Raw genomic sequence first — 24,703 nt, 5'->3', positions numbered from 1 at the left:
AGAAGAATGACCGACAAGACCACCCACGCCAACCCGAGCAAGAACCGCACGCCGCGCCACCGCGCGCGCGAGTTCGCGCTGCAGGGCCTGTACCAATGGCTGCTCAACAATGAGCCGGCCCGCACCGTCGTCACCAACATCCGCGGCGCCCACGGCTTCGACAAGGCGGATGGCGAGTTCTTCAGCGACCTGCTGAACGGCGCCATCGCGACCTCGGTCGAGCTGCGCGAAGTCATCGCACCGCTGATCGACCGCAGCATCGCCGAGCTCTCGCCGATCGAACACGGCGTGCTGCTGCTGGGCGCCTACGAGCTGAAGAACCATCCGGAAATCCCCTACCGCGTCGTGATCAACGAGGCGGTCGAGCTGACCAAGTCCTTCGGCGGCATCGATGGCCACAAGTACGTCAATGGCGTGCTGGACAAGCTGGCCAGCACCCTGCGCCCGGACGAAGTGGGGGCGGACGCGAAGCGCTGATTCGCCGCTGCTCTATACTATATATAGGTAGAAAAGCCACCGTGGCGTCGCCCGGTGGCTTTTTGCTTTTGTTGGGTGGTCGGCGTAGCGTGATCTGGTCCACCGGACCAGATCACCCCTACGAAACGCGCTTCTCGAACCAGTGGTCGGCGTAGGGATTGTCGTTGTATGCGGGGATCTCGACGTAGCCGTTCTTTATATAGAGCGCATGCGCCTCCGGCAAATGCCGGCTCGTATCCAGGCGCAGCACCCGCACCCCGGCCGCCACCGCCTGCGCTTCCAGCGCCGCCAGCAGCTGCCTGGCGATGCCCCGGCCGCGCACCTGCGGCGCCACCCACATCCGCTTCAGCTCGCCGAAGCCCTGTCCCTGCACCTTGAGCGCCCCGCAAGCGACTGCGGCGCCATCGATCCTCGCGATGAGGAAGTAGCCGGAAGGCGGCACCAGCTCCTCCGGATTGGCCGACACGCTGGCGGCCGGATCGAAGCCGGTGTCGAACCTCTGCTGCAACTCCTCGAAGTACCGCGACAGGCAGGCGTGCGCCTCCGGGCTTGCCGGGTCGGCGAGGGAAATCGTCGTGTCTTGCATCATGGGTTTACGGCAAGGGCCAAAAAGAAAAAGCCACCGTCATGCGGTGGCCGTGAGGAGTGTTTTCTGCTGGCTTACAGGGTGGCCAGCGTTTCCGAGCCGTGGTTCTCGCTCGGAGTCGGCGCTGGAGCCGGGGCAGGGGTCTCGACCGGCTTGGCGCTCGGCGCCTGCTTGACCACGATCGGCGCCGGGGCTGCCTGCCGCGTGGTGGTCGGCACCTTCTGGCCGCGCGCCACCTGTTTCAGGCGCTTGTATTCGGCCAGGACTTTCGCACCGTAGCCGGAATCGGTTTCCAGGTCGGCGGCGCCGACGTAGGTCTTCAGGCCGCCTTCGACGGAGCCGGTGCGCTTGACGTAGTCCTTGAGGATCAGGGCGCCGACCTTGATGTTGGCGACCGGATTCAGGGCCGCCTGCTGGCCGCCGACTTCCTCGAACTTGTCATGGTGAACCTTGGCCATGACCTGCATCAAACCCTTCGCGCCCATCGGGCTCTCGGCGAAGGGGTTCAGGCCCGATTCGATCGCCATCACGGCGAGGATCAGGAGCGGGTCCAGCTTGACCTCGTGCGCCGTCATGTAGGCGGTCGAGACCAGCATGTTGGCGGCGTCGCTGGCGACGCGGTAGCGCTTGCTCAGCCAGGAGGTGACCCATTGCTGTTGCTTGCTGTTGCCGAGATGGTGGGTGTCGGTGTGACTCGTTTCCACCGCTTCGGTAAAGGCAACCGGCGTGATTGCGGCCGCAGGCGCGCTAGGGGCGACGGCGACGATTTCAGGCTGGGGATCCAGCACGTCCGAGACGCGCTTGGCGACGTCTTCGTTGGTGTACAGCAGCGCCAGCATGGCGACTGCGGAAAGACCGAATACGGTCAGGGTGTTGCGTGCGGTATTGACGAAACCGCGTGCCGCTTTGCCAATGGAAGACCATGTGACTGGCTGGCTGGCCATGGATTGCACGAGCCTTGCGCTCGTGATGAAACGATTGATCATCGAATTCCCCTTGTCGCGGCAAAAAAGAGCTCCTGTCACAGCGTGTAAACGCGGTGTCGGACTGCTTGCCGTGCATCAGAAATATCGTAGGTCGCCGCGTCGCGGCCGACTAACGCCGTCATTGCTTTGCTTCAGCTGGCTGCTAAAAACCCAGGCGGGTGGAACCAGTGGCTCAACAACTGTCTCGGGGGGTTAGGGCAGACGCCCCGTGAAAACACTCCTCAAAAATGTCATGTGGGGCCCCGACCCCGTGAATGCATGAGAACAGCTAAAATCATGTCAGAAAGACTTGCCTGCCTCATCAAGTAGGACGGATTCTAGTGGCTCCTTTATACCAAGTCAACCCTAGCACGATCCGCTCTTATTACTTTTAGTTCTGATTTCCAAAGCGAAATTTTGGAAAAGCTCAACAAATCAGATACTTGGCATGGTGCCTTGAACAAGCTTCTACTGACGAGATAACGATCAAAACTTGATGAAATATTCAGATTTGCGGGACTTTATGGCTCAGCTCGAGCGAATGGGCGAGCTCAAGCATGTTGGCGTACCGGTGTCGCCCCACCTCGAAATGACGGAGATTTGCGACCGGACCCTGCGTGCCGGCGGTCCCGCGCTGCTGTTCGAAAAGCCGACGGGGCATGGCATCCCGGTGCTGGGCAACCTGTTCGGCACCCCGCGCCGGGTGGCGCTGGGCATGGGCGCCGAGAGCATCGGCGAACTGCGCAATATCGGCCACGTGCTGGCGCGCCTGAAGGAGCCGGAGCCGCCCAAGGGCTTCAAGGACATCATGGGTCTCGGTTCGCTCGTGAAGGCCGTGTGGGACATGGCCCCTAAAGAAGTGCGCGGCGCGCCCTGCCAGGAAATCGTGTGGGAAGGGCAGGACGTCGACCTGGGCAAGCTGCCGATCCAGCACTGCTGGCCGGGCGACATCGCCCCCCTGATCACCTGGGGCCTGGTGATCACCAAGGGTCCCAACAAGAAGCGCCAGAACCTGGGCATCTACCGCCAGCAGGTGCTGGGGCCGAACAAGGTGATCATGCGCTGGCTCGCCCACCGCGGCGGCGCGCTCGATTTCCGCGAGCATGCGCTGGCCAATCCGGGCAAGCCCTATCCGGTGGCGGTGGCGCTGGGCGCCGACCCGGCGACCATCCTGGGCGCGGTCACGCCGGTGCCGGACGCCTTGTCCGAATACCAGTTCGCCGGCCTGCTGCGCGGACAGCGCACCGTCCTGGCGAAGGCCATCGGCAGCGAACTGCGCGTCCCCGCGTCCGCCGAGATCGTCCTCGAAGGGCATATCTATCCGGACGAGAACCACCCGTCCGGCTTCGAGCATGCGCTGGAAGGGCCGTATGGCGACCACACCGGCTACTACAATGAGCAGGACAGCTTCCCGGTGTTCACCGTCGACCGCATCACCATGCGGCGCGACCCCATCTATCACTCGACCTACACGGGCAAGCCGCCCGACGAGCCGGCGGTGCTGGGCGTGGCGCTGAACGAGGTCTTCATCCCCCTGCTGCAGAAGCAGTTCAGCGAGATCACCGACTTCTACCTGCCGCCCGAGGGCTGCAGCTACCGCATGGCGGTGGTGCAGATGAAGAAGCAGTACGCCGGCCACGCCAAGCGCGTGATGTTCGGGGTCTGGAGTTTCCTGCGCCAGTTCATGTATACCAAGTTCATCGTGGTGGTGGACGAGGACGTCGACGTGCGCGACTGGAAAGAGGTGATCTGGGCGATCACGACCCGGGTCGATCCGACCCGCGACACCGTCATGGTCGACAACACCCCGATCGACTACCTCGACTTCGCCTCGCCGATCAGCGGCCTGGGCAGCAAGATGGGCATCGACGCCACCAATAAATGGCCGGGCGAGACCAACCGCGAGTGGGGCACGCCGATCGCCATGACGCCGGAAGTGAAAGCCCGCGTGGACGACATCTGGGGGCAGTTGGGCCTGTGATGTGACGGTATCGCGTGCGTCGTGCCGGGCGGAGCGCGGGTAGACTGCGCCCTCGACCACCACGCATTGGAGGCAGTGATGAACATCCTGATGGTGCTGACCTCGCACGACCGCCTCGGCGACACCGGCAAGAAGACCGGCTTCTGGCTGGAAGAGTTCGCCGCTCCCTATTATGTCTTCCTGGATGCCGGCGCGACCGTCACCCTGGCCTCGCCCCAGGGCGGGCAGCCGCCGCTCGACCCGAAAAGCGACGAGCCCGACGCCCAGACCGAAGCGACCCGGCGCTTTCGCGCCGACCCGCGCGCCCAGCAAGCCCTGGCGAATACCGTCAGGCTCGCCGGCGTGAGCGCGGATGGATTTGACGCCGTTTTCTATCCCGGCGGCCACGGCCCGCTGTGGGACCTGGCCGGGGATGCCGATTCGATCCGGCTGATCGAGTCCATGCTTGCCGCCGGCAAGCCGGTGGCGGCGGTCTGCCACGCGCCGGGCGTGCTCGGGCGCGTGAAAGGGCCGGATGGGGCGCCCGTGGTCAAGGGCAAGCGCGTGACCGGCTTCGCCAACAGCGAGGAAGCCGCCGTCGGCCTGACGGAAGTCGTCCCTTTCCTGGTCGAGGACATGCTGGTGCAAAACGGCGGCCAGTACAGCAAGGCGGGCGATTGGGAGCCCTATGTGCTCACCGATGGCCTGCTCGTCACGGGGCAGAATCCGGCCTCGTCGGAACCGGGCGCCCACGCCCTGCTGGCGCTCCTGAAAGGGCGCGGGTAGGCGACTGCAAGATCCGGCCCCAAAATCGGTGGGGTCGGGTATAATGGTCGCTGGCGGGCCCCTGCGCATTGCGGCATGGTTTACCTGGTCAGGTCGGGAACGAAGCAGCCAAAGCCGTTCACCGCAAGTGCCGCAGATCAGGCTCGCCTCTTTATCTTCCCTCCTGTTTCACACTCCCCCTGTTTGAGCGACCCGCAGCAGCGCGGCTGTTCAATCACGTCCGCCGAATCCACGTTGTTGACAGGCATGCCTCGGATTGTTCGCCCCGGCCGCCAACTGCGGTAAAATCCGGGTATGTCCTATCAAGTCCTCGCCCGCAAATACCGTCCCAAGAACTTCGAAACGCTGGTTGGCCAGGAGCACGTCGTCCGTGCGCTGACCCATGCGTTGAAAACGGGCCGCCTGCACCATGCCTACCTGTTCACGGGCACGCGCGGGGTCGGCAAGACGACGCTGTCGCGCATCCTGGCCAAGTCGCTCAACTGCGTGGGCCCGGATGGGCAGGGCGGTATCACGGCCGAGCCCTGCGGCGTGTGCGAAGCCTGCCGCGCGATCGATGCCGGCCGTTTCGTCGACTACATCGAGATGGACGCGGCCTCGAACCGCGGCGTGGACGAGATGGCCCAGCTGCTGGAACAGGCGGTGTATGCACCGAGCAATGCGCGCTTCAAGGTCTACATGATCGACGAGGTGCACATGCTCACCAACCACGCCTTCAACGCCATGCTGAAGACGCTGGAAGAACCGCCGCCGCACGTCAAGTTCATCCTCGCGACCACCGACCCGCAGAAGATTCCGGTCACGGTGCTGTCGCGCTGCCTCCAGTTCAACCTGAAGCAAATGCCGCCGGGCCACATCGTGGGCCACCTCGAGAACATCCTCGGCCAGGAAGGCGTCACGTACGAGCAGCCGGCCCTGCGCCTGCTGGCCCAGGGCGCCCACGGCTCGATGCGCGATGCGCTGTCCTTGACCGACCAGGCGATCGCCTATGCCGCCGGCCAGGTGACGCTCGATGCCGTGCAGGGCATGCTGGGCGCGCTCGACCAGTCGTACCTGGTGCGCCTGCTGGACGCGCTGCTGGCCCAGGACGGCGCCGACCTGATGGCGGTGGCCGACGAGATGGCCAGCCGCAGCCTGTCGTACAACGGCGCGCTGCAGGACCTCGGCACCCTGCTGCACCGGATCGCGCTGGCGCAGTCCGTCCCCTCGGCCGTGCCGCAAGACCTGCCGGAACTGAACGACATCCTGCGCCTGGCCCAGGCATTCGACGCGCAGGAAGTGCAGCTGTATTACCAGATCGCCGTGCACGGCCGTAACGAGATCGGCCTGGCGCCGGACGAGTACGCCGGTTTCACCATGACCCTGCTGCGCATGCTCGCCTTCCGTCCGGGACAGGGCGGCGCCGAGCAGCCGGCCGCGGCACCGGCCCCGGCCATGGCGGCCGGCGCCGGTCCGGGCGCGCGTGCGGCGGCAGTCGCCGCGGCCAGCCATGCGGCGGTCGCGCCATCGCGCCAGGCGCCGCCTGCCCAGGCAGCGGCGCCGGCCCCCGCCGCTCCGGCAGCACCGGCTGCACCGGCGCCCGCCATGACCTCGGCGAGAGCCGCCATCAACGCGGCGCTGGAAGCTGCGCGCGCGGCATCGGGCCGTCCGGGCGGCGGAGGCGCGAAGCCCCGCCCCGAAGCACCCCCGCCACAAGCGGCAGCGGCGCCCGCTCCCGCGCCGGCTCCAAGCGCACCGCCGCCGGCCCCTGGTCCTTCGACTGCCATGCAGGCAGCGCCGGCGGCCCGTCCGGGCTCGACTCCGCCCTGGGAACAGGCACAGCCGCAGGCCGTGCAGCCGCAGCAACAGCAGCCCCAGGCGCGCATGCAGCAGGCACCGGCCGACGACGAGCCTCCCTCCTGGGTCACCGAATTTTCCGACGACACCGCCGTCGCCGCCGATGCGCCGGCTGTCGTGACTGCGCCGGCGCCGGCGCAACAACGGGCGCCTGCCGCGCCGCCGCATGCCTACGTGATCACGCCGGTCCCGGCCATCGGCTGGGACGGCAACTGGCCGGCCCTGGCCGCCAGCCTGCCGCTGCGCGGCGTGGCCCAGCAGCTGGCGCTGCAGACCGAACTCATCGAATGCGTGGCGCACGAGCAGGCCGCGACCTTCAAGCTGCGCGTGCCGGTCGATACCCTGCGCGCCAGCGGCAACAGCGAGAAGCTGACCGCCGCGCTGCAGGAGCACTTCCCGCAGGTGCGGATCACGCTCGACACCGAGATCGGACCGACCTGGTACACGGCGGCCGCCGAGGCCAAGGCCGCGCGCGAGGAACGCCAGCGCCAGGCCGAAGCCCTGGTGGCAAGCGATCCCTTCGTGCAGGCCATGGAACGCAGCTTCGGCGCCTTCGTCGTGCCCGGATCGGTGAAGCCGGCCGCCGCCTGAAATAATACGAATAACCCATCAGAACTTTTGGAGAAACGACCATGATGAAAAACCAGCTCGCAGGCTTGATGAAACAGGCGCAGGCCATGCAGGACAATATGAAGAAGGCGCAGGAGCAGCTGGCTCAGATCGAAGTCGAAGGCCAGTCGGGCGCGGGCCTGGTGAAGGTCGTGATGACCTGCAAGAACGACGTCAAGCGCGTCACCATCGATCCGTCGCTGCTGGGCGACGACCGCGACATGCTGGAAGACCTGGTGGCAGCCGCCTTCAACGACGCCGTGCGCAAGGCCGAAGCCACGGCAAGCGAGAAGATGAGCGGCCTGACCGCCGGCATGCCGCTGCCGCCGGGCTTCAAGATGCCGTTCTGAGGCGGCATAGCATATGTCGCGATCGCTCGACTTCCTGACCGAAGCGCTGCGGCGCCTGCCCGGCGTCGGTCCGAAGTCGGCGCAACGCATGGCCTTCCACCTGCTGCAGCATGACCGCGAAGGCGCGGCCATGCTGTCGCGCGCGCTGTACCAGGCGGTGGACACGGTCCACCACTGCGCCATGTGCAATACCTTCGCCGACACCGAGGTGTGCGAGCTGTGCGCCGACGAGTCGCGCGACCGCACGCTGCTGTGCGTCGTCGAAACCCCTGCCGACCAGATGATGATCGAGCAGACCCTCACGTATAAAGGCCTGTATTTCGTGCTGATGGGGCGGCTCTCGCCGCTCGACGGCATCGGCCCGCGCGACCTGCACCTCGACAAGCTCATCGGGCGCGCGGCGGACGGTGTCGTGAACGAAGTCGTGCTGGCGACCAATTTCACCAACGAGGGCGAAGCGACCGCCCACTACATCAGCGAGATGCTCAAGGCGCGCGGCCTGAAAGTCAGCCGGCTGGCGCGCGGCGTGCCCGTCGGTGGCGAGCTCGAGTATGTCGACGCGGGCACGATAGCGCGCGCCATGCTCGATCGCCGCAGCGCATAATGGATCGCATGACGGCCACGTAGCATCTCCGCGCCGCGCCACCGTGCGTGTGCGCAAACCCGGTCCGCGGGCGGCTGCTATGGTGGCACTTTCAGCGGACCGCCCATGCACCTTGTCGACATCACGATGTTCTATGCCGCCGAAGGGGGCGGCGTCAGCACCTACCTCAACGCGAAGGCGCGCTGGCTGGCTGGTCTCGGCTGGGCGCGTCATACCATCTTCAGTCCCAACGTCAGCGAAAGCGATGCCGATGACAGCGAGGGGACGGGCGCACCCACGCTGGTGCGCGTGCCCGCCGTCACGCTGCCCGGCATCCACGGCTACCGCATGCCCCTGTCCGTCGCGGCCGCGGTGCGCCTGCTGCGCGCGGCCCAGCCAGACCTCGTCGAGGCGGGCGACGCCGGCCACTGCGCCTGGGCCGCGCTGCGGCTGCAACAGCGGCTCGGCATTCCCGCCGTCGCCTTCTATCACTCGGACCTGCCGCGCCTGGTGGAGAACCGCTTCGGCCACGCCATCTCGCAGGGCAGCTGCAAGTACCTGGCCCACCTCTACCGCGAGTTCGACCTGGTGCTGGCGCCAAGCCGGCTGATGGTGCACCAGCTCGACGACATGGGCGTGGCCCATGCCCTGCACCAGCCGCTCGGCATCGACAGCGAGATCTTCCACCCGAGCCGGCGCCGCGCCACCCTGCGCACTGAACTCGGCTTGCCAGGCGATGTGCGGCTGCTGGTGTATGCAGGACGTTTTACCGCCGACAAGAAACTGCCGGTCCTCATCGACGCCGTGGGCAAGCTGGGGCCGCGCTACCACCTGCTGCTGGTCGGCGGCGGCGCCGAGCTGCCGCGCCATCCGCATGTGAGCTTCATGCCCTTCCAGCGCGACCAGCGGGCGCTGGCCGGCGTGCTGGCCAGCTGCGACCTGCTGGTGCATCCGGGAGATTGCGAGACCTTCGGCCTGATCGTGCTCGAAGCGATGGCCTGCGGCCTGCCGGTGGTCGCCACCACCGGCGGCGGCGTGGCCGAGCTGGTGGACGAGCAGACCGGCATCCTCGCGCGGCCCAATGACGTCGACAGCCTCGCCGGCGCCATCGAGGCGATCTACGCGCGCGACATGGGACGGCTGGGCGCGCAGGCGCGCCACAAGGCGCAGGAGCAGTACGACTGGCGCCAGGTCTTTCCCCAACTCATGCACCGGTACGGCAGCCTGCTGGCGGCCCGTCCGGGCGCCCGGCACGCGCTGGACCGTGTCTGTGTCAGCGACTGATAAAGTGGAAGGGAAGGCCGGGGACGGCGCCAGGCGGGAGCCGTCAGCGCTCTGCATCTCGATTCACGACGTCGCGCCGGCCACCTGGGACGATTGCGCCCGTCTGGCGCAGGCCATCCGCGCCGTTGCCGATGTGCCGCTGACCTGGCTGGTGGTGCCGCACTATCACCGTGGCGGCGGTGACTTGCGCCGGATGGAAGCGGGGCTGGATGCGCTTCTCGCGCGCGGCGACGAGCTGGCGCTGCATGGACTGGCGCACCTGGACAGCGGTCCTCCCGCACGCGGATGGGTGGAGCGTTTTCTGCGTGAACGATATAGCCGGGAAGGGGAGTTCGCCGCACTCGATGCCGTCGAGGCGGCGCGCCGCATCAGGCTGGGCCTGGAATGGTTTGCCGAGCGCGGCTGGCCCGTGCGCGGCTTCGTGCCGCCGGCCTGGCTGATGGGCGAGGGCGCCTGGCAGGCGTTGCGCGACTTCGATTTCGACTACACGACCACGTTCAGCCGTTTTCACCTGCTGCGCGCGCATTCGTCGGACATCGCGCCGGACATCGCGCTCACAGCCTCACCCGCAGCGGCCTCGCTGTGGTCGCCTTCCCTGGTGTACGCCGCCCGGAACCGCAGCGGCCGGCTGGCCTCGCCCTTGCTCGCGGACGCCTTATCGCTGCTGCTGGCGCGGCGTCCGCTGATCCGCCTCAGCCTGCATCCGCCCGACCTGCATCACCCGCGCCTGCTGCGCCATGCGCAGGCCACGGTGGCGCGGCTGCTGGATGGCCACACGGCCATGACCAAGGCCGCCTTCGCCGGCCGCCTGCTGGCCGCCGGCACGATGGGCAACCCTACGCTTACCAGTACGGACCCCAGAAGCCGCCTCCACGCCAGCCACGCGGACCGTAGCCGCCATAGTAGGACGGGCCATAGCGCCTGACTTCGTCGCGCGTGCTCAATTGCAGCACGCATTCGCGCCATGGGTCGCTGTTGGGGGCGTAGCCCAGGCGGGTGCAGGCCGGTCCGTAGATGGCCATCAGTTCGGCCATTTCGGCCTGCAGGCGCTCGGCGCGCTGCTGCGGAGTGGAACAAGCTGCCAGCAGGAGGGGCAGGACCAGTAGGGGAAGAGCTTTGATGCGCATGATGTTCTCCTGTATTCGCCGTCCTGGCGATCGGGTTCATGATTTGCTTCCAGTATAGGCCGCACGTTCATCATCTGCCTTGCCTATCTTAATCGTGCGTGCGCAACACCGGGTCATCGAAGAACCGCATCCGCATGGTCTCTCCTCTGTCGAAATTCTCCTGTAGGCGCCGCCTGACAAGGCCAAGCGGGATTGCCGCAGCGCGGGCGACCGGGCTACCAGATTCCGTGCCGCCAGCCCATGTGATAGCCCGATTGTTCGTCGAGCTCGGCCCGTGAGCTGCGTTCGACGACGCAGTGGCGCCAGGGATCGGTATTGGGCGCATTGCCGAGCCGGGCACAAGCGGGGCCATGCAGCGCCATCCGCTGTTCCATGGCAAGCCGTACCCGTTCCGCGCGCCGTTCAGGCGTACTGCACGCGGACGCGACCAGCGCCAAGGTGAGCACTAACCATTGCAACAGCGACATTCGCATCATCATCTCCCATGCCGCCGTCCTGGCAGCGCAATTCAGCATAGTGTCGCGACCCGGCACCCGTATGAGGTAAATCAATCGCGCTAGGAAGGTGATCACAAGTCTGTTCGCCGGGGAAATCAATTTTCTGGCAAGATACGCCCCCTAAAAACAAGGAGGGGACATGCGACAGCGCCGTTGGAAGACCTGGGCCCTGAGAGGGCTGGGAGGATTGCTGCTGCTCGTCGTCCTGGCGGCGCTGGGCGCCTGGCTCTACCTGCGCGCCAGCCTGGCCCAGCTGGACGGTGAACGGCAGGCCCCCGGCCTGTCGGCGGCGGTGACGGTCGAGCGCGACGCTGCCGGCGTGCCCCTGATCAGCGGAGCCAGCCGTCTCGACGTCGCCTATGCCACCGGCTTCGTCCACGCGCAAGAGCGCTATTTCCAGATGGACCTGTTGCGCCGCACCGCCGCCGGTGAGCTGGCGGAGCTCTTCGGTCCGCGCGCGCTGCCGCTCGACCGCGCACGCCGCCTGCACCGGTTCCGCGCCCGCGCCGAGCGCACCCTGGCCCGCCTGCCGGCGCCGGAACGCACCTTGCTCGACCGCTATGTCGCTGGTGTGAACGATGGTTTCAGGGCGCTGGGCGCGAGGCCTTTCGAATACGCACTGACCGGCACCGAGGCGCGAACCTGGACGGCGGCGGATTCGCTGCTGGTCGTGTGGGCCATGTACATCGACCTGCAGGCCATGCAGGAAGGCCGCGACCTGGCGCGCGGCTGGCTGCGCGAGCACAGCGACGCGGCGCAGCTGGCCTTCCTGCTGCCCGAAGCGAGCCGCTGGGACGCCACCCTCGACAAGGGCGCGGCCCTGGCGCCCGCGCCCATTCCGGAACGGGCTCCAGGCTGGTGGGGCACCCCGCCCGACACCGCCGGCAGGCAGGCGGCGCTGCGCGGCGCCGACTTCGTCGACAGCGTCGGCAGCAATAGCTGGGCGGTGGCGGGCAGCCGCAGCAGCAATGGCGCGGCCATCGTCTCGGACGACATGCATTTGGGCCTGCAGCTGCCGAACATCTGGTACCGCCTCGCCCTGCGCTTCCCGGACGGGCAGGGCGGCCAGCGCCGCGTCGCCGGCGTCAGCCTGCCGGGCGCGCCGCCCACGGTGATCGCCGGCAGCAATGGGCGGGTGGCCTGGGCCTTCACCAACAGCTATGCCGACCTGATCGACCTGGTGGCGCTCGAACGCGACCCGGCCCACCCCGGCCAGGTGCGCCTGCCCTCCGGCTGGGAAACCCCGCAGAGCCACGTCGAATCGATCGCCGTGAAGGGCGCGCAGCCCGAACGCTTTGTGGTGCAGGACACATCGCTCGGCCCGGTCCGCGAAGCCGGCGGGCGCCTGTACGCCGTGCGCTGGGTGGCGCACGACGATGCCGCCGTCAACCTCAATCACCTGAAGTTCGAGACCGCCGCCAGCGTCGAGGAGGCTTTCGCCGTCGCCGCCATCGACGGCATCCCGGCCCAGAACATCGTCGTGGGCGACGCGGCCGGCAACATCGGCTGGACCATCGCCGGCACGCTGCCGGCGCGCAGCACGGCGCAGTTCGCGACGACTTTCCCGCTCACGGGCGAAACGCCGAGCTGGAGCGGCCTGCTGCCGGCGCAGCGCTATCCGCGCATCGTCAACCCGGCGGACGGGCAGATCACGACCGCCAACAGCCGCCAGCTGATGGGCGAGGGCGCGGCGGTGCTCGGTGACGGCGGCTTCGACCTGGGCGCACGCAACCGCCAGATCGCCGAAGGCCTGCAGGCGCTGGGCGGCCAGCTCGACGTGCGCAAGGTCTTCGACGTGGCCCTGGATGACCGCGCGCTGTTCATTGCCGGCTGGCGCGAGCGCGCGCTGCGCGTGCTCGATGCCCAGGCGGTGACGGGCCAGCCGCAGCGCGCCGAGTTCCGCCGCCTGCTGGAGCAAAGCTGGGACGGCCACGCCAGCGTCGATTCCGTCGGCTACCGCCTCGCGCGCGGCTATATGTGGGCGCTGCACGATCTCTTCTACGCGGGCGCCGGCAAGGCGATCAAGGCGCTCGACCCGAAGGCGCCGATCGCCGGCACCAGCCGCTGGCCCGAGGTCGTGGCCCGCCTGCTCGACGCCCGCCCCAGCGGCTGGCTGCCTGCCGGCTACGCCGACTGGCGCGCCGTGGAACTGGCGGCCGTGGACCGCGTCATCGCCGAGCTCACCCGGGATGGCCAGGCGCTGGCCGCTGCCAGCTGGGGCGCGCGCAACACGGCGGAGATCGCACACCCGATCAGCCTCGCGGTGCCGGCCCTCAAGCCGCTGCTGGGCGCGCCCGCGGACCGCCTGCCGGGCGACGCCAACATGCCGCGCGTGGCGGGGCCGAAGTTCGGCCAGTCGGAGCGCATGACGGTGTCGCCGGGGCGCGAAGAGGAGGGCTTGTACAATATGCCGGGCGGGCAGAGCGGGCACCCACTGTCGCCCTTCTTCCTGGCGGGGCACAGCGCGTGGGTGAAGGCGGAGCCGGTGCCGTTCTTGCCGGGGAAGCCGAAATATACTTTACGGTTTGTACCGTAGGGGTGGTCCAGTCCAGTGGACTGGACCACGCTTCGCCGACCGCGCGTTCAACCAGCGTAAAAATGGACGATGCGCCTGTCCTCGTCGTGTATTTGAACGCGCGGTCGGCAGAGCCGACCACCCTACTTAGCGGGCAATGCGAGCGGCGCCGCCAGCATGCCGGTGATCGCCTCCGCACTCGACGGATGCCCCAGGAAGTAGCCTTGCACCATATCGCAGCCATACTGCTCCAGCAGCAGCAACTGCTCCCCGGTCTCCACCCCTTCGGCCACCACCACCATCTTGAGCCCGTGCGCCATCGCGATGATGGCGCGCGTGATGGCCGCGTTCTCCGAATCCTGGGGCAGGCCGTTGATGAAGCTGCGGTCGATCTTCAGCGCGCGCACGTCGAAACGTTTTAAATAGTTCATTGACGAGTAACCCGTGCCGAAATCGTCGATCGACAGGAAGACCCCGATGCCGCGCAGCCGTTCCAGCGTCACCAGGGTGGCGCGCGCGTCGTCCATCAGCGTGCCTTCGGTCAGCTCCAGTTCCAGCAGGCGCGGCTCCAGTCCCGCGTCCAGCAGGGCCGAGTGCACCATCTGCGACAGGTTCTCGTCCTTGAACTGCTTGGCCGACAGGTTCACCGCCATGCGCAGGGTGCGCTGGGCGTGGCGCTGCCAGACCCTGGCCTGGCGGCAGGCGGTGCGCAGCACCCATTCGCCGATCGGCACGATCAGGCCGGTCTCTTCGGCCAGCGGAATGAACTCGGTCGGCGGCACCAGGCCGCGTTCCGGATGGCGCCAGCGCACCAGGGCTTCGACGCCGACGATCTCCGAGGTTCGCACGTCGCGTTGCGGCTGGTAGACGAGATACAGTTCGTCGTTCTGCAGCGCCTTGCGCAGCCCCACCTCCAGCTTCACATGGCTCATGATCTGCATCGTCAGGGAAGAGCTGTACAGCTTGGCGTTGTTCTTGCCGCAGTTCTTGGCGTGGTACATCGCGGTGTCGGCGTATTTCAGGAGCGAGCCGCAGTCGTCGCCATCTTCCGGGAAGAGCGAGATGCCGATGCTGGCGGTAACGAAGATCTCGTTGCCCTCGATGAGGAAGGGCCGCCGCATCGCTTCCTTGACGCGCGTGGCCACATTGAGCGCATGCTCGACCCGTTCCAGGTCGGGAATCAGGATGGTGAATTCGTCGCCACCCAGGCGCGCCAGGTTGCTCGCATTGTCCCCGCGCGAGACCAGATCGCTCGGACGCGTGGTCTCGCGCAGGCGTTCCGACACCATCTTGAGGAGCTGGTCGCCCGCATTGTGGCCGAGCGTGTCGTTGATGCGCTTGAACGCGTCCAGGTCCATGAACAGCACCGCGAACTTCTTGTTGCCGATCTTGGAACGCTGCAGTTCGCGCTCCAGCGTTTCCAGGAAGGCCTGGCGGTTCGGGATGCCGGTCAGGCTGTCGCAGTAGGCCAGGCGCCGGATCTGTTCCTCGGCGCGCTTTCTTTCGCTGATGTCGCGCACCAGGCCCAGCACCTGGGAGGCGCTGGTGGCCACCAGGCGCGCCTCGAAATGCTGGATCTCGCCGCAATGCTCCAACTCGTACTCGACCGAGCGCACCTGCTGGGTGGTCAGCACGGTGCGCATCTGCTCGATGATGCTCGCGGCCACCTCCGGGGGCAGCACGTCGGTGATGTGCTTGCCGACCCTGGGCTGCTGCGGTGGCATTGTCCGTCCGCGTCCGGGGCGCTCGTTGCCCGGCTCGTAATCGAGATAGAAGCCGTCGCGGTCGAGCCGGAAGAAGGTATCGGGAATCGCGGCCAGCACCGCGCGGTTCTGGGCGTCGGCGATGCGCAGGCGTGCGATGGCGTCGCTGGCGCGCAGCACGTAGAGCACGCGGTGGCCGAGGATGGGCCAGTTGATGGGTTTCGAGACGAAGTCGGTGGCGCCCACTTCGTAGGCGCGGGTGACGGCTTCCAGGTCGTCGCCGCCGGTGACCATCACGATCGGCACCGACACGCCATCTTTTTCGGCGCGGCGGATCGCTTCGCAGGCTGCGAAGCCGTCCATGCGCGGCATGTCGACGTCGAGCAGGATCAGGTCGGGGTTGCGCTCGGCCGCGAGCTGCACGGCCTGTGCGCCGTCCGCCGCCTCGATCGCGTCCAGCCCGACCTGGGCCAGCATCTCGAGCATCAGCAGGCGCATCACCGGGTCGTCGTCGGCGACCAGGACCGTTCCGCGCTTCAGGGGAGAAGAGGCTGGCATTCTAGGTTTCCTTTTCGAGCATGGCGTGAAGCGACTGGCGGACCGACTGGAACTCGCGCTCCATGTCGGTAAGGATGCGCGCGGCCCCATCGACGGACTCCGCGCGGCCGAGTTGTTCGAGTTCCTTGCACAGCGAGGCCAGGTGCATGGCGCCGACGTTGGCGCTGGCCGACTTCAGGCTGTGGGCGACGCGCCGCACGCTGCCGGGGTCATCGCCGTCGATCGCTTCGCGCAAGGTGGCCAGGTGGCGTGGGGTGTCGCCCATGTAGGCGGCCACCACCTTCTGCACCAGGGCGTCGCCGCCGTCGCGGGAGAGCGCCCGGATGTTTTCCAGGGCCGTGCGGTTGACGGCTTCGCGCTGGATCACCTCGATGCTTTCCGGCGGCAGGCGCGGCGGCGCCCGCAGTGGCGCGTCGTCGTGGTGGCTGGTGGCGGCCATGCCCACCCCGACCCAGCGGCCGATCACGGCGGACAGCTGCTGCTGGGTGAAGGGCTTGGACAGGTAGTCGTCCATGCCGGCCGCCAGGCAGGCTTCGCGGTCGCCCTGCAGGGCATTGGCCGTGATGGCGATCACGGGCAGGGTGCGCGCGCGGCCGGATTCGCGTTCGTGGCGGCGGATCGCGGCGGTGGCGGCGAAGCCGTCCATCACCGGCATCTGGCAATCCATCAGCACCGCATCGAAAGCGCTGGCGCGCACCGCGTTCAGCGCCTCCTGGCCGTTGCGCGCGCAGGTCGCCTCGATGCCCAGGCTTTCCAGCATCGCCTTGGCCACTTCCACATTGACCGGATTGTCCTCGGCCAGCAGCACCCGGCGGATGCGTGCGCGCGGCGCCGGCGCGGCGGGGGCCGGACGCGGCGTCGCGCTGGCTGCGACGGGCGCAGCGGTGGCGGGCATGGGAACCGGCGGCGCATGCAGGCGCGCCGCGCAGGCGGCGAGGCAGGCATACAGGTCGGCCGCGCGCGCCGGCTTGATCAGCTGGTAGGCCACGCCGGCGGCGCGCCGCTGCACCGGATCGGCCGCCTGGGTTTCAAGGCTGAGCAGCACCAGGTGGGTGGCGCGCGCGGCGGCGTCGGCCTTGATGGACGCCGCCAGGGCGAGACCGCTGGTGTGGGTCAGTTCCATGTCCAGCAGCGCGGCGTCATAGGGGCGGCCGGCGCGGGCGGCGCTCAGGATGCATTCGTAGGCCGCGGCCGTGCTGGCCGCGCCATCGGCCTGGGCGCGCCAGGCGCGCAGCTGCTGGGTGAGGTCTTCGCGGACCTCTTCCTCCTCGTCGACCACCAGCACGCGCAGGCCCTCGAGGGTGTGCTGGCGGTGGCCCGGCGCATCCGGATCCACGCGGCGCTTGTCGAAGCTAACCGTGAACCAGAAGATCGAGCCGCGCTGCGGCGCGTTGTCGACCCCGATGGCGCCGCCCATCAGCTCGACCAGCTGCTTGGAGATCGCCAGCCCGAGTCCGGTGCCGCCGTAGCGCCGGGTGGTGGAATCGTCGGCCTGCGAGAAGGCCTCGAACAGGCGCGCACGCGCCTCGCGCGAGATGCCGATGCCGGTGTCGTGCACCTCGAAGCGCAGCATCACCGACTGGGTGTCCTCGCCCGCCACGCGCACCCGCGCCAGGATGCGGCCCTGGTCGGTGAACTTGATGGCATTGCCCAGCAGGTTGGCCATGATCTGGCGCAGCCGGTTCGGGTCGCCGCAGATCGCCACCGGGATGTCGTTGGCGATGTCGAAGTCGAAGCCGATGCCTTTGCTGGCCGCCTGCGGCGTATAGACGTTGTGGATGTCGTCCAGCAGGTCCCAGAGGTTGAAGTTGATGTACTCGATGGTGAGCTTGCCGGCCTCGATTTTTGAAAAATCCAGGATGTCGTTGATGATCACCAGGAGGTGCTCGCCCGAGCGCTTCACCAGGGTCGTGTAGTTGCGCTGCGACTCGGTGAGCTCGGTCGCGAGCAGCATCTCGGTCATGCCCAGCACGCCGTTCATCGGGGTGCGGATCTCGTGGCTCATGGTGGCGAGGAATGCGCTCTTGGCGCGGCTGGCCGCTTCGGCCGCGTTCTTCGCCTTCTCCAGCTGCTCGGTGCGCACGCCGACCTGGCGTTCGAGTTCGTCGCGGTGGTGCAGCAGGGCGGCGCCGCGGTCCTCGATCTGGGCCATCATGGTGTTGAAGCTGTCGATCAGGATGCCCAGCTCGTCGGTGCGCTGGTGGGCGATGCGCAGGCTGTAGTTCTGGCTGCTGGAGACCTTCTGGGCGGCCTGGATCAGCTTCGTCACCGGCTCGGCGATGCTGCGCTTGAAGCGGCCCGCCATCGCGACCGACACCAGCAGCGAGGCCAGCATCGCCAGCCCCATGACGGCCAGGCCCGCGAGGATGTCGATCCAGGTGTTCACCAGGTCGGTCTCGATCATCACGACGCCGACCTGCAGCTCGCCGTCGCGGACCGGCTGGTACAGGCGCATGGTGCGCGACAGCAGGCGCTGGCCTTCCCGGTTGGCGCCGGCCAGGCCTTCGGCATCGACGCGGTCGAGGGCCTGCGCTTCCCATTCCCCGTCGGCGGGGTAGTGGGCGAAGGGCTGGCCGTGGCGGTCGTAGAGCACCGCGGCCGAGATGTCGCGCTTGGCGGCCAGGGTGGACAGGGCCGCGACGGCGCGCTTGCGGTCGCGCAGCAGCAGGTGGTCGCTACTCGTGGCCCCGATCACCTGGGCGAAGGTTGCCAGCTGCATCGCCTCGTCCTTGCGATGGTTGGCCACCGAAGTCGCCGCAAAGGCGGCGAACACGAAGGCCAGCGCGGTCGCGGTCGACAGCAGCGAGATGATGGTCAGCTTCTGGTTCAGACTGGAGCGCTCGAAGTTCGGCATGCTGATCCCGGAGGCACGGCGGAGCAGACCTGCAACGGACGAAGCAGGGCCTCCTTTGCGGAATGCAAATTCCCACAAGAAAAAAATATACGTTCAGGGAGGGGGAGGGGCGTTGAGGGAGGTCAACTGCGTGTCTGGGCGGAATTGTCGCGTGCGCGTGCCGCACGCATGCCGCTGTCAGTGCCTGGCTGCGGCGACCAACGGGGCGCTGTCGCGAATCCTGCGCCGGATCAGCTTCCTGGCCACCGCGAACGCGCTTTCCTCCGACACCGCGACATCCGGCGTGACGCCCACGCCTTCCCAGTTCGTGCCGGTGATCGGACTGATGGTGCGCTGCTTGGGCACCCATGCGAAGAAGTGCTCGCTCAGCTGATAGGCCTGGTTGGGGTGGGCCCCACCCCAGGTCCGCTCGCCGACCACGGCGGCGCGTTTCAAGGCCTGCATCGTGTACGCGAAGTCTTCGCCGGCGGACGCCGTACCGGGGCCGACCAGGATTATGACCGGCTTCTTGCCGCCATAGCGTTTCCCGTCGAGCTTGTCTTCGGTCCAGTGCTGGACGGTCTTGCCGGTGTCACGATCCCACAGGTCGTTGAGGCGCGTGCGCCCGTCGACGAAGTAGCTGATGAGCAGGGCCACCGCTTGCGGGTCGCCGCCGCCATTCTGGCGCAGGTCCACGACGAGGCCGTCGGTGTCGGCAAGTTCGTCCATTGCCTCGGCGTATCTTTCCCGCATGAGGAAAGCATCGGGGAAGCTGGTCATCTTCATGTAACCGATGTTGTGCTTCATGCGATGGACCTGTTTCACTTCCCGGCTTGCCTCGTCGCGCAAGACCATGCGCTCGAGGAAGTTGTAGCGCTCTTCCCATTGCGCCAGCGACGTCGGAGGAGGAGCGACCACATCGTCGGGCAGGGCCAGCCTGGGGTGGTAGCCCACCTTCAGATGGCGGTCCCTGGCAACGTCCCGGATGTCGGCCGCGAGCTGTCCCGCAAGCCGGTAGCCGCTCGTGATGCCATCGTACTTGCCTTCCTGCTGGCGACGCTTCAGGACGGCTTCGATCTGCCTGGCCTTGTCGGGGAAAACGTAGTGATCGTTCAGCGCCGCCACCAGCTTGTCGATCGTCTCTGCCCGCGTCGCGCGGTCAAGCACCACCTCCGGTTGGGAACTGAAACCCTGCAGCAGGAACATGAGGACAATTGCGCCGAACACGACCGGCGCCAGCAAAGACGGTTTGTCAGTCCATTTCTTGCTCATTGCTTCTCCGGAAGTGATTTCTTCGATGGTGCGGAAGTTTGATGGATTGAGAATAGCACAACAATTGCTATGTGATAGCAAAAATAATTGCGTCTCGCGCGCGTGCAGGCAGCCGGCATAAAAAGAAGGGACGCCGCAGCGTCCCTTCTCTGTTCAACGCGCCGCCGTCAGCAGCACGTCGCCCGCTTCCCGCCGTAGCGCGCCTCCTGGCGCTCGCGGAAGAACTCCTCGTACGTCATCGGCGTCTGGTCCGGGTGCGTCCTTTCCATGTGCGACACATAGGTGTCGTACTCGGGCAGGCCGACCATCAGGCGCATGCTCTGCCCGAGGTACTTGCCTGCCGTCTTGCCGGCGTCGAGCAGGGCGCCGAACATCACTGCACCTGTGCGCCGGACATGGCGACGTACGGGGTTTCCTTCGCGGTCGGGCCGCTGCTCGAGCGCGAGGCGAGGATGGTGCGGACACCGTAGACGACCACCGCCAGCACCACGATGATGAAGAAGCCCGCCAGGGTCGCATCGACGTAGTCGTTGAAGATGATGCGTTCCATCTGCTCGACGGTCTTGGCCGGCGCCAGCACCGTGCCGGCGTCGTGCGCGGCCTGGAACTTGTTGGCGTGGGCCAGGAAGCCGACCTTCGGATCGCTGGCAAACACCTTCTGCCAGCCGGCGGTCAGGGTGCAGGCCAGCAGCCAGATGGTCGGCACGATGGTGACCCAGGCGTACTGGGCGCGCTTCATCTTGAACAGCACCACGGTGCCCAGGGTCAGCGCAACGGCGGCCAGCATCTGGTTGGCGATGCCGAACAGCGGCCACAGGGTGTTGATGCCGCCCAGCGGATCGACCACGCCCTGGTACAGGAAGTAGCCCCAGGCCGCGACGCACAGGCCGGTTGCCAGCAGGTTGGCCGGCAGCGAGTCGGTCTTCTTCAGCGACGGGGCGAAGGCGCCGAGCAGGTCCTGCAGCATGAAGCGGCCGGCGCGGGTGCCCGCGTCCACCGCGGTCAGGATGAACAGGGCTTCGAACAGGATCGCGAAGTGGTACCAGAAGGCCATCATGGCCTGGCCGCCGACCACGTTCGACAGGATGTGGGCCATGCCCACCGCCAGGGTCGGGGCGCCGCCGGCGCGCGAGATGATGGTGTGCTCGCCGACGTCCCTGGCCATCTGCTCCAGGGTTTCAGGGGTGATCACGAAGCCCATGTTCGACACGGCCAGGGCGGCCGACTGCGCGGTAGTGCCCAGCACGGCGGCCGGGCTGTTCATGGCGAAGTAGACGCCCGGGTCGATGGTGCTTGCGGCCACCAGGGCCATGATGGCCACGAAGGATTCCATCAGCATGCCGCCGTAGCCGATGAAGCGGGCGTGGGTTTCGTTCTCGATCATCTTCGGCGTGGTGCCCGAGGAGATCAGCGCGTGGAAGCCGGAGACGGCGCCGCAGGCAATCGTGATGAACAGGAAGGGGAACAGGTTGCCCGACCACACCGGGCCGGTGCCGTCGATGAACTTGGTCACGGCCGGCATGCGCAGCTCGGGCGCGACGATCACGATGCCGATGGCCAGGGCCACGATGGTGCCGATCTTGAGGAAGGTCGACAGGTAGTCGCGCGGCGCCAGCAGCAGCCACACGGGAATCACGGAGGCCACGAAGCCGTAGCCGATCAGCATCCAGGTCAGTTCGGTGCCGGTGAAGGTGAAGGCCGGGCCCCAGGTCGGCGAATCGTGGACCCACTGGCCGCCGATGATGGCCAGCATCAGCAGCACGAAGCCGATGATCGAGACCTCACCGATGCGGCCCACGCGCACATAGCGCGAGTACAGGCCCATGAACAGCGCGATCGGGATGGTGGCCATCACGGTGAAGGAGCCCCATGGCGAGCCGGTGAGCGCCTTCACGACGATCAGCGCCAGCACGGCCAGGATGATCACCATGATCATGAAGCAGCCGAGCAGGGCGATCAGGCCCGGAATCTCGCCCATCTCGGACTTGATCAGGTCGCCCAGCGAACGGCCGTCGCGGCGGGTCGACATGAACAGCACGATGAAGTCCTGGACGGCGCCGGCGAAGACGACGCCTGCCAGGATCCACATCATGCCGGGCAGGTAGCCCATCTGGGCGGCCAGTACCGGGCCGACCAGGGGACCGGCGCCGGCGATCGCGGCGAAGTGGTGGCCGTAGAGCACGTATTTATTGGTCGGGACGTAGTCCAGGCCGTCGTTGTACTTGTAGGCCGGGGTCTGGCGCGTCGGGTCCAGGCCCAGCGCCTTGTAGGCGATGTATTTGCTGTAGAAGCGGTAGGCGATCAGGTAGACGCAGACCGCCGCGGCGACGATCCAGATCGCATTGATGGTTTCGCCGCGCTTGACCGCGATGAACCCGAGCGAAAAGGCGCCGAGGATCGATAGCGCGATCCAGCCGAGCATGCTCGACATTCGTTTCATGGTGCTCCTCCGAGGATGGATTGACAACTTGTTGTATCCCGCATGCGAACGGCCTGATGCGGGCGGATTTTTGGACAGGCTAGCGCAAAGTATGTTGCATCATTATCAGCACGACAAGCGCATGATTACGCAGTGGCTGCGTAGTAGTACGTAGGTCGAAGAGCTCGCTGGAGCTTAGAATGCTGGTCTGTAGGGTGGGCGGTCCCCCGCCCACGCGTTCAAATCACGGTGAAATCATCGTGCGCGGCCTTTTTGCGATAACTATCACCGCGTGGGCGGAGGACCGCCCACCCTACGAAAAACATGAAACTACGGCAAAAGGTCATTGTTCTGGCCATCGCCCCCCTGATCGTGGCCCTGTGCGCGATCGCCCTGTTCGTGCGCCAGCAGGCCGTGGACCTGGCCCGGCAGCAGCGCGCCACCATCCAGCGCGCCTACCTGGCCAGCAAGGAGGCCGAGCTGCGCCACTACGTGGCCCTGGCCAGCCAGTCGATCGGGCACCTGGTCCGATCCGGCCGCAACGATCCCGCAACCCTGGAAGAAGCCAAGCGCATCCTCGGCGCGCTCAGCTTCGGCGACGACGGCTACTTCTTCGTCTACGACATGAAGGGCAAGAGCCTGATGCACCCGCGCCAGCCCGAGCTGGTCGGCCGCGACATGTGGGACTGGAAGGACGCCAACGGCGTGCCCACCGTCCGCCGCCTGATCGAGCGCGCACAGAACGGCGGGGGCTTCCATCGCTACACCTGGGCCAAGCCCTCCTCGAACCGCCAGGCGCCCAAGCTCGGCTACGTGGTGCCGGTGGCGAACTGGGGCTGGATGATGGGCACCGGCATCTACCTCGACGACGTGGAAAACGCCCTGGCCCAGGTCGATGCCCAGCAGTCGCGCAATATCGACGAGACCCTGTTGTGGATCGCCGGCCTGGCGATCCTGGCATCGAGCGCGGTGGCCGCCGGCGGCCTGGTGCTGAACCTGCGCGAGCTGCGCGTGGCCGACGCCAAGCTGAAGGCCCTGGCCCAGCGCGTGGTCGACTCGCAGGAGCAGGAGCGGGCGCGCCTCTCGCGCGACCTGCACGACGGGATCAGCCAGGCCCTGGTCTCGGTCAAGCTGCAGCTGGAAGCCGGCATCATCCGCCTGGGCGGCGATGCCGCCCAGCAGCAGGCCGGCAAGGAAGGCCTGGAACGCACGGTGGAGCAGGTGAAATGCGTGCTCGGCGAGGTGCGGCGCATCTCGCACGACCTGCGTCCGGCCCTGCTGGACGACCTGGGCCTGGCCCCGGCGCTCGACCACCTGGCCAGCGAATCGCACCGCCACAGCGGCACGCCGGTACGCTTCCGGGTCGAAGGGGCGGTCGACGCGCTGCCCGAGACGGCGGGCACGGTGCTGTTCCGCATCGCCCAGGAAGCCCTGACGAACGCCGAACGCCACGCCGGCGCGCGCGCGATAGACCTGTCCCTAGTGCGGCGCGGCCGCTGCCTCACCTTGAGCATCCGCGACGACGGCGCGGGCTTCGATGCCGACAGCGTGGCGGTCCACCCGCAGCGCGGAATCGGCCTGCGCAATATGATGGAGCGGATGGAGGCGATCGGCGGACGCCTGGAGATCGCCTCCAGCCCCCTGGGCACCCGCGTGGTGGCCAGCATCGACCTCGAGGAGCACGCATGAGCGAACAAGACATCAATATCCTGCTGGTGGACGACCACCCCCTGGTGCGCGACGGCCTGCGCGCCAGATTGGAAGCGGCGCCGCGGCTGCGCGTGGTGGGCGAGGCGGGTTCCGCCGAAGAGGCGCTGGAGCAGGCCGGGCTCCTCCAGCCCGACCTGGTGCTGATGGACGTGAACATGCGCGGCGACAGCAATACCAGCGGCATCGAAGCCACCGCCCGCCTGACGCAGCGTTATCCCGGCATCGCCGTGCTGATGCTGTCCATGCACGACCGGCCCGAGTACGTGACCCAGGCCATCCAGGCCGGGGCGCGCGGCTATGTGCTCAAGGACGCGCCAGGCAAGGACATCGTGCTGGCGATCGACACCGTCATGGGCGGCGGCATCTATTACAGCGCCGCCCTGGCGCGCCAGCTGGCCAGCGCGCCGGCCACGGCCCCCGGCTATGGCGAAGGCCTGACCTCCCGTGAGCAGGAGATCCTGCGCTTCATCGCGGCCGGCCAGTCGAACAAGGGCATCGCCCGCGAACTCGACCTGTCGGTCCGCACGGTCGAAACCCACCGCCTGAACATCAAGCGCAAGCTCGGCATCGAGGGCCAGGCCGAGCTGATTCGCTACGCAATACAACACGCCAGCCCCTAAAGTCTGCACATTA

General features: G+C 67.3%; 20 protein-coding genes and 1 other RNA gene. 12 read left to right on the top strand and 9 right to left on the bottom strand.

Annotated features, from left to right (window positions below):
• Positions 1-6: 6 nt before the first annotated feature.
• Complete coding sequence (nusB, locus tag NX780_RS20950) at positions 7-477, top strand: transcription antitermination factor NusB (RefSeq protein ID WP_258829820.1); 471 nt, start codon at positions 7-9, stop codon at positions 475-477.
• A gap of 118 nt (positions 478-595) precedes the next feature.
• Here the strand turns inward: nusB and NX780_RS20945 are convergent, their stop codons facing one another.
• On the bottom strand, positions 596-1,066 hold the full coding sequence (locus NX780_RS20945) for a GNAT family N-acetyltransferase (RefSeq protein WP_258829819.1): 471 nt from the start codon (positions 1,064-1,066) through the stop codon (positions 596-598).
• 71 nt (positions 1,067-1,137) lie between these two features.
• Positions 1,138-2,049, bottom strand: coding sequence for a transglycosylase SLT domain-containing protein (locus tag NX780_RS20940; protein ID WP_258829818.1), 912 nt, complete (start codon positions 2,047-2,049; stop codon positions 1,138-1,140).
• 475 nt (positions 2,050-2,524) lie between these two features.
• Here NX780_RS20940 and ubiD point away from each other — a divergent pair, with 475 nt between their 5' ends.
• The 8 genes from ubiD to NX780_RS20900 all read left to right on the top strand — a co-directional run bounded on the left by ubiD (position 2,525) and on the right by NX780_RS20900 (position 10,361).
• A complete protein-coding gene (gene ubiD / locus NX780_RS20935; RefSeq protein ID WP_258829817.1) occupies positions 2,525-4,009 on the top strand; it encodes a 4-hydroxy-3-polyprenylbenzoate decarboxylase in 1,485 nt (494 codons plus the stop codon).
• Positions 4,010-4,087: 78 nt separating this feature from the next.
• Entirely contained in the window at positions 4,088-4,774 is a 687-nt protein-coding gene (locus NX780_RS20930) for a type 1 glutamine amidotransferase domain-containing protein (protein WP_258829816.1), read from the top strand.
• A 52-nt stretch (positions 4,775-4,826) separates the two neighbouring features.
• Positions 4,827-4,925: signal recognition particle sRNA small type (gene ffs, locus NX780_RS20925), an RNA gene on the top strand.
• Positions 4,926-5,068: 143 nt separating this feature from the next.
• Complete coding sequence (locus NX780_RS20920; RefSeq protein ID WP_258829815.1) at positions 5,069-7,201, top strand: DNA polymerase III subunit gamma/tau; 2,133 nt, start codon at positions 5,069-5,071, stop codon at positions 7,199-7,201.
• Positions 7,202-7,242: 41 nt separating this feature from the next.
• Entirely contained in the window at positions 7,243-7,569 is a 327-nt protein-coding gene (locus tag NX780_RS20915; protein ID WP_121561271.1) for a YbaB/EbfC family nucleoid-associated protein, read from the top strand.
• A gap of 13 nt (positions 7,570-7,582) precedes the next feature.
• On the top strand, positions 7,583-8,173 hold the full coding sequence (gene recR / locus NX780_RS20910) for a recombination mediator RecR (RefSeq protein ID WP_258829814.1): 591 nt from the start codon (positions 7,583-7,585) through the stop codon (positions 8,171-8,173).
• 105 nt (positions 8,174-8,278) lie between these two features.
• The gene (locus NX780_RS20905; protein WP_258829813.1) at positions 8,279-9,436 is read left to right on the top strand and encodes a glycosyltransferase family 4 protein; all 1,158 of its coding nucleotides are present in this window, start codon (positions 8,279-8,281) and stop codon (positions 9,434-9,436) included.
• Positions 9,437-9,440: 4 nt separating this feature from the next.
• Complete coding sequence (locus NX780_RS20900) at positions 9,441-10,361, top strand: DUF2334 domain-containing protein (protein WP_258829812.1); 921 nt, start codon at positions 9,441-9,443, stop codon at positions 10,359-10,361.
• On the opposite strand, the gene NX780_RS20895 is transcribed toward NX780_RS20900, so the two are convergent.
• Together NX780_RS20895 and NX780_RS20890 are read right to left on the bottom strand one after the other, a co-directional pair.
• Positions 10,279-10,563: a hypothetical protein gene (locus tag NX780_RS20895; RefSeq protein WP_258829811.1), complete on the bottom strand. Its 285-nt coding sequence runs from the start codon at positions 10,561-10,563 to the stop codon at positions 10,279-10,281. The two genes, NX780_RS20900 and NX780_RS20895, sit on opposite strands and share 83 nt — an antisense overlap.
• Before the next feature lie 215 nt (positions 10,564-10,778).
• The gene (locus NX780_RS20890; protein WP_258829810.1) at positions 10,779-11,135 is read right to left on the bottom strand and encodes a hypothetical protein; all 357 of its coding nucleotides are present in this window, start codon (positions 11,133-11,135) and stop codon (positions 10,779-10,781) included.
• A 64-nt stretch (positions 11,136-11,199) separates the two neighbouring features.
• Between NX780_RS20890 and NX780_RS20885 the strand changes: the two genes are divergently transcribed.
• Positions 11,200-13,596, top strand: coding sequence for a penicillin acylase family protein (locus NX780_RS20885; RefSeq protein WP_258829809.1), 2,397 nt, complete (start codon positions 11,200-11,202; stop codon positions 13,594-13,596).
• A 122-nt stretch (positions 13,597-13,718) separates the two neighbouring features.
• On the opposite strand, the gene NX780_RS20880 is transcribed toward NX780_RS20885, so the two are convergent.
• The 5 genes from NX780_RS20880 to NX780_RS20860 all read right to left on the bottom strand — a co-directional run bounded on the left by NX780_RS20880 (position 13,719) and on the right by NX780_RS20860 (position 22,381).
• Entirely contained in the window at positions 13,719-15,836 is a 2,118-nt protein-coding gene (locus NX780_RS20880) for a putative bifunctional diguanylate cyclase/phosphodiesterase (RefSeq protein ID WP_258829808.1), read from the bottom strand.
• Between the two features lies 1 nt (position 15,837).
• The gene (locus NX780_RS20875; protein WP_258829807.1) at positions 15,838-18,690 is read right to left on the bottom strand and encodes a hybrid sensor histidine kinase/response regulator; all 2,853 of its coding nucleotides are present in this window, start codon (positions 18,688-18,690) and stop codon (positions 15,838-15,840) included.
• 177 nt (positions 18,691-18,867) lie between these two features.
• Complete coding sequence (locus NX780_RS20870; protein WP_258829806.1) at positions 18,868-19,941, bottom strand: S41 family peptidase; 1,074 nt, start codon at positions 19,939-19,941, stop codon at positions 18,868-18,870.
• 167 nt (positions 19,942-20,108) lie between these two features.
• A complete protein-coding gene (locus NX780_RS20865) occupies positions 20,109-20,315 on the bottom strand; it encodes a YbdD/YjiX family protein (RefSeq protein WP_258829805.1) in 207 nt (68 codons plus the stop codon).
• Complete coding sequence (locus NX780_RS20860; protein ID WP_258829804.1) at positions 20,315-22,381, bottom strand: carbon starvation CstA family protein; 2,067 nt, start codon at positions 22,379-22,381, stop codon at positions 20,315-20,317. The genes NX780_RS20865 and NX780_RS20860 overlap by 1 nt, the downstream gene beginning before the upstream one ends.
• 303 nt (positions 22,382-22,684) lie before the next feature.
• Here NX780_RS20860 and NX780_RS20855 point away from each other — a divergent pair, with 303 nt between their 5' ends.
• Positions 22,685-24,049 (top strand): cache domain-containing protein, encoded by a 1,365-nt coding sequence (locus NX780_RS20855; RefSeq protein WP_258829803.1) that lies wholly within the window; start codon positions 22,685-22,687, stop codon positions 24,047-24,049.
• On the top strand, positions 24,046-24,690 hold the full coding sequence (locus NX780_RS20850) for a response regulator transcription factor (protein ID WP_258829802.1): 645 nt from the start codon (positions 24,046-24,048) through the stop codon (positions 24,688-24,690). Before NX780_RS20855 ends, NX780_RS20850 begins: the two co-directional genes overlap by 4 nt.
• Positions 24,691-24,703: the final 13 nt, after the last annotated feature.

The organism is Massilia agri (assembly GCF_024753255.1).
Classification (GTDB): Bacteria; Pseudomonadota; Gammaproteobacteria; order Burkholderiales; family Burkholderiaceae_D; genus Telluria; species Telluria agri.
Note: the sequence above shows the minus strand (reverse complement) of the source record. Positions and strands in the feature narration are given on the sequence as shown.

What these genes read in the sequence shown, in the direction of transcription:
- nusB (WP_258829820.1), top strand. Translation starts at nt 7, where the DNA reads ATGACCGACAAGACCACCCACGCCAACCCGAGCAAGAACCGCACGCCG.
- NX780_RS20945 (WP_258829819.1), bottom strand. Translation starts at nt 1,066, where the DNA reads ATGATGCAAGACACGACGATTTCCCTCGCCGACCCGGCAAGCCCGGAG.
- NX780_RS20940 (WP_258829818.1), bottom strand. Translation starts at nt 2,049, where the DNA reads ATGATCAATCGTTTCATCACGAGCGCAAGGCTCGTGCAATCCATGGCC.
- ubiD (WP_258829817.1), top strand. Translation starts at nt 2,525, where the DNA reads ATGAAATATTCAGATTTGCGGGACTTTATGGCTCAGCTCGAGCGAATG.
- NX780_RS20930 (WP_258829816.1), top strand. Translation starts at nt 4,088, where the DNA reads ATGAACATCCTGATGGTGCTGACCTCGCACGACCGCCTCGGCGACACC.
- NX780_RS20920 (WP_258829815.1), top strand. Translation starts at nt 5,069, where the DNA reads ATGTCCTATCAAGTCCTCGCCCGCAAATACCGTCCCAAGAACTTCGAA.
- NX780_RS20915 (WP_121561271.1), top strand. Translation starts at nt 7,243, where the DNA reads ATGATGAAAAACCAGCTCGCAGGCTTGATGAAACAGGCGCAGGCCATG.
- recR (WP_258829814.1), top strand. Translation starts at nt 7,583, where the DNA reads ATGTCGCGATCGCTCGACTTCCTGACCGAAGCGCTGCGGCGCCTGCCC.
- NX780_RS20905 (WP_258829813.1), top strand. Translation starts at nt 8,279, where the DNA reads ATGCACCTTGTCGACATCACGATGTTCTATGCCGCCGAAGGGGGCGGC.
- NX780_RS20895 (WP_258829811.1), bottom strand. Translation starts at nt 10,563, where the DNA reads ATGCGCATCAAAGCTCTTCCCCTACTGGTCCTGCCCCTCCTGCTGGCA.
- NX780_RS20885 (WP_258829809.1), top strand. Translation starts at nt 11,200, where the DNA reads ATGCGACAGCGCCGTTGGAAGACCTGGGCCCTGAGAGGGCTGGGAGGA.
- NX780_RS20880 (WP_258829808.1), bottom strand. Translation starts at nt 15,836, where the DNA reads ATGCCAGCCTCTTCTCCCCTGAAGCGCGGAACGGTCCTGGTCGCCGAC.
- NX780_RS20875 (WP_258829807.1), bottom strand. Translation starts at nt 18,690, where the DNA reads ATGCCGAACTTCGAGCGCTCCAGTCTGAACCAGAAGCTGACCATCATC.
- NX780_RS20870 (WP_258829806.1), bottom strand. Translation starts at nt 19,941, where the DNA reads ATGAGCAAGAAATGGACTGACAAACCGTCTTTGCTGGCGCCGGTCGTG.
- NX780_RS20865 (WP_258829805.1), bottom strand. Translation starts at nt 20,315, where the DNA reads ATGTTCGGCGCCCTGCTCGACGCCGGCAAGACGGCAGGCAAGTACCTC.
- NX780_RS20860 (WP_258829804.1), bottom strand. Translation starts at nt 22,381, where the DNA reads ATGAAACGAATGTCGAGCATGCTCGGCTGGATCGCGCTATCGATCCTC.
- NX780_RS20855 (WP_258829803.1), top strand. Translation starts at nt 22,685, where the DNA reads ATGAAACTACGGCAAAAGGTCATTGTTCTGGCCATCGCCCCCCTGATC.
- NX780_RS20850 (WP_258829802.1), top strand. Translation starts at nt 24,046, where the DNA reads ATGAGCGAACAAGACATCAATATCCTGCTGGTGGACGACCACCCCCTG.